The sequence below is a fragment of the Amycolatopsis sp. NPDC104863 genome (assembly GCF_055582965.1).
This window is the reverse complement of sequence record NZ_JBVJOW010000001.1, coordinates 911,463-918,162: the sequence shown is the minus strand read 5'-3', so window position 1 is coordinate 918,162 and position 6,700 is coordinate 911,463. Positions and strand designations below refer to the sequence as shown.

At 70.9% G+C, this 6,700-nt stretch carries 6 protein-coding genes; 2 read left to right on the top strand and 4 right to left on the bottom strand.

Features of this window, described 5'->3' with window-relative positions:
- Positions 1 to 138: 138 nt before the first annotated feature.
- Positions 139 to 1,791: a ferritin family protein gene (locus tag ACZ63J_RS04070; protein ID WP_465399826.1), complete on the bottom strand. Its 1,653-nt coding sequence runs from the start codon at positions 1,789 to 1,791 to the stop codon at positions 139 to 141.
- Positions 1,792 to 1,935: 144 nt separating this feature from the next.
- Complete coding sequence (locus ACZ63J_RS04065; protein ID WP_465341027.1) at positions 1,936 to 2,184, bottom strand: hypothetical protein; 249 nt, start codon at positions 2,182 to 2,184, stop codon at positions 1,936 to 1,938.
- A gap of 169 nt (positions 2,185 to 2,353) precedes the next feature.
- Between ACZ63J_RS04065 and ACZ63J_RS04060 the strand changes: the two genes are divergently transcribed.
- Entirely contained in the window at positions 2,354 to 4,156 is a 1,803-nt protein-coding gene (locus ACZ63J_RS04060; RefSeq protein ID WP_465399827.1) for a sigma-54-dependent Fis family transcriptional regulator, read from the top strand.
- Between the two features lie 16 nt (positions 4,157 to 4,172).
- Here the strand turns inward: ACZ63J_RS04060 and ACZ63J_RS04055 are convergent, their stop codons facing one another.
- Entirely contained in the window at positions 4,173 to 5,327 is a 1,155-nt protein-coding gene (locus ACZ63J_RS04055) for an FAD-dependent oxidoreductase (protein WP_465399828.1), read from the bottom strand.
- Between the two features lie 92 nt (positions 5,328 to 5,419).
- On the opposite strand from ACZ63J_RS04055, the gene ACZ63J_RS04050 reads away from it, so the two are divergent.
- Positions 5,420 to 5,992, top strand: coding sequence for a TetR/AcrR family transcriptional regulator (locus ACZ63J_RS04050; RefSeq protein WP_465399829.1), 573 nt, complete (start codon positions 5,420 to 5,422; stop codon positions 5,990 to 5,992).
- Here the strand turns inward: ACZ63J_RS04050 and ACZ63J_RS04045 are convergent.
- Complete coding sequence (locus ACZ63J_RS04045) at positions 5,976 to 6,674, bottom strand: DUF4142 domain-containing protein (RefSeq protein ID WP_465399830.1); 699 nt, start codon at positions 6,672 to 6,674, stop codon at positions 5,976 to 5,978. The two genes, ACZ63J_RS04050 and ACZ63J_RS04045, sit on opposite strands and share 17 nt — an antisense overlap.
- Positions 6,675 to 6,700: the final 26 nt, after the last annotated feature.

Here is a 6,700-nt window from a genome sequence, read left to right as displayed (position 1 = left end):
GGGCCTTCCTCTCCCGGCCCGAACCAGCTAGACTCGTTTGTGTTTTTTCTCCCCCTTCCCCTCTTGTTTTTGGTGGGTTTCTGTGCTTTTTCCCCCCCCCCCCCCCCCCCCCCCCCCCCCACGACCGGTGGTCGCGCGTCAGGCCTTTTGCGGCGCCGGGCGCCCGGCCGGGCCCTGGCGGTTGTAGTCGGCCACGAACGCGGCCCGCTCGTCGGCGGACATCTGGTTCAGCAGCACGTTCGGCGACTGCACCTCCGGCATCCGGCGCAGGTGGTCGAGCGTCCACATCTTCTTGGGGTCGAGGTTCAGGTGCGGCTGCGCGACCATCGTCTTGCCGTCGTCACGCACGAAGCCCATGTCGGAGACGACGTCGGCCCAGTTCCAGCCGTGGTAGAGCGTCTCCCACTCGCGGGCGCCGACCAGCTTGCCCATGTTCGGGGTGTTGCGGCCCTGGTAGGTGGGCCGGAACGCCTCGGCGTCGGTCCAGCGGCACGTCTCCGAGCAGTACGTGCGGTGCTGGCCGTCGACCTCGTCGACCACCATGTCCTCGCGGATCAGGCACGGGACCATGCAGGTCCAGCACCGGTGCGGGTACACGTAGTCGACGTCCTCGGCGACGATCGGGTGGTGCCCGTTCGGCGTCGCGAGGCGGGCGTAGTTCTCCCACCACTTGCCGTACTTGTCGTACCACCCGGGGTACTTGTACTCGAACCACTCGAAGTCCTCGTCCGTCATCGGGTCGATGCGCCAGTAGTTGGCGAGCCACCCGGTGGCGAAGAACTGCGCGACCTCGTGCACGTAGCCCTTGTTCCAGATCCGGTTCCACGCCTCTTCGATGAGGTCGTGCGGGATCACGAGCCCGTACTTCTCGAGCGGGACGAGGTAGGACCGGTAGTAGTCGTCGTAGATCCAGCGGCGCCACATCTCCGCGTAGGACTCGCGGTCCTTGCGGCGGTCCTTGGTGCCGTACTCGATGAACGTGCCGATCGCGGCGTCGACGACGGCGTGGTTGTTCCACCACGCGTACCGCAGGTCGCGTTCGAGCAGCTGGTGGTTGCTCTCGTCCGACAACGCCATCAGCAGCGTCGCGTAGCCGTTGCTGATGTGCCGGGACTCGTCGGACTGCACCGAGTGGAACACCGTCGGCAGCAGGTAGTCGCCGTTCGCGGCGGCTTCGGCCGGCATGGCGACGAACAGCGTGTTGGTGAACGCCGTCTCCGCCACGATCGTGAGGTAGATGCTCGCCGCGGTGATGGCGTCACCGGTGATGAAGCCTTCGGCGAACTGGCGGCCGATCGTGCCGCAGTAGTCGTTCTGGAAGTTGCGCAGGCTCGAGTTGAAGCCCGCCGGGTCGATGTAGTTCTGCATGTACAGGCGCTTGAGGTTCTGCTGGATCGTCGAGTGCCGGACCTCGTCGATCATCTGGATCGCCTGGCCATTGTGCAGTTCCGGGTTGGGCACCGTGCGGAACAGCAGCGGCATCGCCCGCGCGGCCGAGATCTCCGGCAGCGGGATGATCGACAGGAACAGCTTCTGCCATTCCAGCCAGCGTTCCTGCACCTGCCGGAACATGTTGCCGCGGATCGCGCCGTCCTCGGCGCCGTAGACCCGGTGGTCCTTTTCTTCCTGCATCGGGAAGTAGGAACGGAGGACCTGCTTCAGCGGGTCCTTCTTCTTGGCCTTCTGGAAGGTGTAGTCGGTCCCGTAGTGCGAAACCGGGGTGTGGTACGCCGGTTCCCACGACAGTTCCTGGATCTTCTGGTGGGCTTTCGCCACACTCTGGCGACTCATGGATCACTCCTTATCCGTGGCTCCTGCCTACGGCGGCCGAGCGGCTCTCCTCCCGGCCGGGGGATTCGGGGCGCACGTCCTGCGTCCACCATTCAAGGGGGGCCCGCGAGTGACGCGGGTCTCAATCTGAGACAGAACCGCTGCTCAGGGCGTTTCGTCTCCGCCGAGCACCCGGGCGCGCAGCTCGGCGAGCTCGCTGTGGACGCTGGTACGCACGCGCGCGTCCCCTTCCACGGTCGGGGTGATCCCGAGGGCGCGCAGCAGCGCCGCGGCCGGCTCACCCGGATGTCCCTCCCCGCCGAACACCGGGTGCAGCCCCTGTTCGGCCAGATGCGTGAAAACCAGGTTGACGATCGTCCACGGGTTGTAGGTCTCCGCGGCATCGGCGGCCATGGGCCCTCCTCCTGGTCAGCGGTCTCTTCCGGGTCCATCCGACCGCCGACGGCGCGCCCCGGCCGTCTCAATTTGAGACACCGCCGCGGCGCAACGCGCTCTAGGCTGGACGGGCGGCACAACGGGTGTGCCCGCACCCACGTGGGCCGCGGGAAAATGGAGGTCACGCGTGGACGACATCGCGCCCGGAACCCTGCTCGCCGACGACGAGCTCGCCCGCACCCGGGTGCGTTTCCTGACCGCCGAACCGGTGCCCCCCGGAACCGTCCGGCAGACGATCCTCGCCTCCTGGCGGCGGTCGCAGGAGTTCCAGGTGCAGGCCGAGCGGATCGACCCGCTGTTCCACGGTGACCAGAACCTCGACATCCCGCTGATGCGCGGCGCCGAGCCGGTGCTCCACAAGCTGGGCGAGCAGTTCGACGGCCAGCCGATCAGCCTCATCCTCACCGACGCCAGCGGCGTGGTGCTCACCCAGCGGACCGGCGACGCCGACCTGCGCCGGCACCTCGAGCGTGTCGAGCTGGTGCCCGGGTTCAGCTACGGCGAGCAGTCCGTCGGCACCAACGGCATCGGCACCGCGCTGGAGGACGGCCGCGCGACGACGGTGTTCGGCCACGAGCACTACGCCGAGCACCTGGAGAACCTCGCCTGCGCCGGCGTCCCGATCCACCACCCGATCTCCGGCAAGAAGATCGGCGCCGTCGACCTCACCTGCTGGTACAAGGACGCGGGCGGCCTGCTCATCGCGCTGGCCCGCTCGACCGCCGAGCAGATCCGGCAGGCGCTGCTGCGCCACAGCGACCTGCGGGAGATGATCCTCTTCCAGGCCTACCTGCAGACCTGCCGCCGTTGGACCGGCATCGTGCTCGCGTTCAACGAGGACATCGTGATGATGAACGACCGGGCCCGGCAGCTGCTCGACCCGGCCGACCAGTCGGTGCTGCTCAGCCACGCGACCGAGGCGCTGGCCGACGGCCGCCGGACGTCGGCCACGCTCGCCCTCTCCAGCGGCCTGCGGGTGCGGGTGTTCTGCCGCCGCGTCCCCGGCCAGCGCGAGACCGACACCGCGGGCGGTGTGCTGTCGGTCAAGCTGATCGAGGCGGAGGACACGATCGCGGCGTCGACGCCGATGCTGCCGATGTACCTGCCGGGCGTCGTCGGCTCGGCGCCGCTGTGGCTGCGCTGCGGGCACGACCTCGACACCGGCCACCAGCGCGGCGAGTGGGTCGCGCTCGAGGGCGAGCCGGGCACCGGCAAGCTCACCCTCGCGAAGGGCCTGCACCAGCGCCACCACCCGGCGGACCGGCTGCTCACCGTCGACGCGGCGACGGCGACGGGCCCCGACTGGGCGAGCTCGCTGCTGCGCGAACACGCCGAAACCCCGATCCGCACGCTGGTGGTGCGCCACGCCGACCGCCTGCCGGCGCCGGCGGCGAACGGGCTGGCGACGGTGCTGCGCGAACTGCGGGAGCGGCCCGACGCGCCCTGGGTCGTCGCGACGCTGGTGCCGGAGGCCGAGACCGAGCCGAGGCTGGCCGAGCTGCTGAAGTCGTTCCCGCGGACGGTGCTCGTGCCGCCGCTGCGCCACCACATCGAGGACCTGGCCGAGCTGGTGCCGCTGGTGCTGAGCAAGCTGGGCTACGGCGGCCGGCTCACGTGTTCGGCGGCGGCCCTGCACCTGCTGATGCGGGCGGAGTGGCCGGGCAACACCGGGCAGCTTTACCAGGTGCTGCGCAAGGTGGCCCAGCGCCGCCGGGCGGGCACCATCCGCCCGGGCGACCTCCCCGCGGAGTTCCACGCCGTGACGCGGCGGCCGCTGAACCGCTTCGAGTCGATCGAGCGGGACGCCATCGTCCGGTGCCTCGAAGACGCCGACGGGAACAAGGTGCGGGCGGCCAAGCTGCTCGGCATCTCGCGGGCGACGATCTACCGCAAGATCCACGAGTACGGGATCGTGCCGCCGACCCGCTGACTCCTGGCTGGGGGCCTCAGCGCGCGTCCAGCTCCGCCAGCTGGTGGGCGAGCTTCCCCCGCACCGGCGGCAGCGAGAACGCCGCCTTCAGCACGGTGTTGCGCAGCAGGCGCGCCGGGCGGGGCCGCAGGGTCGCCATCCGGGTCATGCGGTCGGTGAACGCCACGACGCCGGTCGCGATCGGGCGACGCGTCGTCTCGTAGGTGTCCAGCAGCGCGTCCGGCTCGCCGGCGACGACCCCGGCCAGCAGCCGGCCGAGCACAACGGCGTCCTGGATGCCGGTGTTCATGCCCTGCCCGCCCGCCGGGCTGTGCACGTGGGCCGCGTCGCCGGCCAGCAGGACCCGGCCCGCGCGGTAGTGGTCGGCCACCCGGTGGTGCACCCGGAACCGCGAGCTCCAGACGACCTCGGTGACCCGGCTGCGGGCGCCCTCCGGCCCGCGCTTGTCCACAATGGACTGGATGTCGGCGGTCCCGGGGTGCTCGGGGGCCTCGGCGACCGTCGCGACCACCCGGTAGTGGTCGTCGCCGCCGGGCAGCGGGGCGACCACCGTGACCCCTTCCGGCGAGAGGTGCAGGCTGACCTCGTCGCGCGCCAGCGGCCAGCCCATCCGGACGTCGGCCAGCACGAACGACTCGGCGTAGCTCGCCCCGGTGAAGCCGATGCCCGCCTGCTCGCGCACGGTGCTGTGCATGCCGTCGGCGCCGATGACGTACTTCGCGCGCACGGCGCCGCCGGTCGTCGTGACCGTGACACCCGTGTCGTCGCCGTCGACCGCGGTGACCTCGTACGGGCGGTGCACGTCGCCGCCGGCTTCGCGCAGCCGCTCGAGCAGCACCACTTCGGTCCGGTCCTGCGGCACCATCAGCGTGTACGGGTACTCGGTGGGCAGGTCCCCGAACCCGATCCGGGCGAGCACGGTGGCGCCGTCGCGGACGGTGAACGTCGGGACGACGACACCCAGCTCCTTCAGCCGTTCGGTGACCCCGAGCTCGGCCAGCACCTCCAGGGTCCGGGCGTGGATCACGCAGGCCCGTGAGGTGTTCGCGCCCTCGGCCTGGCGGTCGAGCAGCACGAAGTCGACGCCGGCGTCGGCGAGGGCGATCGCGGCGGTGAGCCCGGCGGGGCCACCGCCGACGACCAGGACATCGGTGCGGGCGGGCAGGGACATGACGGCTCCTCCGTAGTTGCCAACAACTGTTGGCATCCACGAAAGCACCCCCGGCCTGGCTTGTCAACAAGTGTTGGCCTACACTTGTTGACATGAGCTCCCCCCGCCGTTCCGACACGACCCGGGCGACCATCCTGGAGGCCGCGCGCCGCCGGTTCGCCGCCGACGGCTTCCGCCGCGCGACGATCCGCGCGATCGCCGCCGACGCGGACATCGACCCGTCGATGGTGATGCGCTACTACGGCAGCAAGGACGGCCTGTTCGCCGCGGCCGTCGACGTCGAGCTCGACTTGCCGGACCTGGCCGCGGCCGACCCGGACACGGTCGGCGAGCTGCTGACCCGGCAGTTCCTCGTGCTGTGGGAGCAGCCGCCGACCGACGAGATCCTGCTGACCCTGCTGCGCTCGGCCGTCGCGGACGACGCCGTCGTCGAGAAGATCCGCGACGTGTTCGCCGGCCAGGTCACCCCCGCGGTCCTGCGGTTCGGCAACCCGGCCGACGCCCCGCGCCGCGCGGGCCTGATCGTGAGCCAGCTGTTCGGCCTGGCGCTCACGCGCTACGTGCTGCGCCTGCCGCCGGTGGTGGCGCTGACCCCGGCGGAGATCGTCGCCGAGATCGCGCCGACCGTGCAGCGCTACCTGTCGGGCGTCACTTCGGCGGGTTGACCGCCGCCGCGACGTCGGCGATCGTCTGCGGGTCGACCAGGCCGGTGTCCTCCAGGACGTTCATGTGGTCGAGCACCGTCTGGTTCGCCTGCGTCGCGTGCCGGCGGATGACGTCGTTCTGCGTGCCGGCCCGGACCTCGGCGATGGTCGCGAAGATCTTGCCGTGCGAGGCGCGCAGCAGGTTCACGAACAGCTTGTCGAACTCGAGCCCCTGGGCGGCGGTCAGCTGCCGGACCCAGCCCTGCTGCTCGGCACTGGCCAGGTCGGGCAGCGTGACGCCGAGCATCTTCGCGTCCTCGCGGACGAGCTGGTCGAGGTGGGAGTGCCCGTCCAGCAGGTGCAGCCCGGCGCGTTTCACCGCGTCGCTGCTGGCGTGGGTCTGTGCGAGGTCGCCGGCGGGCATCTCCCACAGGCCCGCCTGGCGGACCTTGACCAGGAACGTCTTGTCCAGCTCGGTCACCGGCCCGGCGCCGGCGACGTTCGCTTCCGCCACCGGGCCCGCCTGCATCCCCGCCATCGTGTGGCCGTAGGCCGGGACCTGCGTCTGCGTCGACCCGGGGGCGGTCTGGGCACTGGCCTTCAGCACCATGACCGAGCCCGCGGCGACCACGGCGAGCGTGGCCACCACGACCAGCACGGTCCGGGCCCTGGCCTTGGCCGTCATGCCACGGTGATCCGGCATCGTTCCTCCTTCTGACGACGGGCGTG

Bases quoted from the DNA above. Each gene is read 5' to 3' on its own strand.
- ACZ63J_RS04070 (WP_465399826.1), bottom strand. From the start codon at position 1,791: ATGAGTCGCCAGAGTGTGGCGAAAGCCCACCAGAAGATCCAGGAACTG.
- ACZ63J_RS04065 (WP_465341027.1), bottom strand. From the start codon at position 2,184: ATGGCCGCCGATGCCGCGGAGACCTACAACCCGTGGACGATCGTCAAC.
- ACZ63J_RS04045 (WP_465399830.1), bottom strand. From the start codon at position 6,674: ATGCCGGATCACCGTGGCATGACGGCCAAGGCCAGGGCCCGGACCGTG.
- ACZ63J_RS04055 (WP_465399828.1), bottom strand. From the start codon at position 5,327: ATGTCCCTGCCCGCCCGCACCGATGTCCTGGTCGTCGGCGGTGGCCCC.
- ACZ63J_RS04050 (WP_465399829.1), top strand. From the start codon at position 5,420: ATGAGCTCCCCCCGCCGTTCCGACACGACCCGGGCGACCATCCTGGAG.